This window comes from Micromonospora sp. RTGN7, from assembly GCF_033804645.1.
Taxonomy (GTDB): domain Bacteria; phylum Actinomycetota; class Actinomycetes; order Mycobacteriales; family Micromonosporaceae; genus Micromonospora.
Genome location: NZ_JAPZLF010000063.1, coordinates 1 through 360 on the forward strand (window position 1 = coordinate 1; position 360 = coordinate 360).

Consider the following 360-nt stretch of genomic DNA (forward strand, 5'->3'; position numbering starts at 1 on the left):
GCGGTGTGGGAGCACGCGGGGGTGGTCCCGCAGGCGGTGATCGGTCACTCGCAGGGCGAGATCGGTGCGGCGTGTGTGGCCGGGATCCTCACCCTGGAGGATGCGGCGAAGACGGTGGCGTTGCGTTCGCGGGCGTTGGTGGTATTGCGGGGTACGGGGGCGATGGCGTCGGTGGATCTGTCGGCCGAGGCGGTAACCGAGCGGTTGGCTGGTTTCCCCGGGGTGGGGGTGGCGGCGGTGAACGGCCCCGGCACGGTGGTGGTGTCGGGTCCGCCGCAGCCGGTGGCGGATCTGGTGCAGGCGTGTCAGGCCGAGGACGTGCGGGCGCGGTTGATTCCGGTGGATTATGCGTCGCATTCG

General features: G+C 71.1%; 1 protein-coding gene. It reads left to right on the forward strand.

All coding sequences use genetic code 11. The annotated features are described in order from the left end of the window. The coding region (locus tag SNR22_RS29215) for an acyltransferase domain-containing protein (RefSeq protein WP_320069899.1) at positions 1-360 on the forward strand (360 nt) is incomplete at both ends.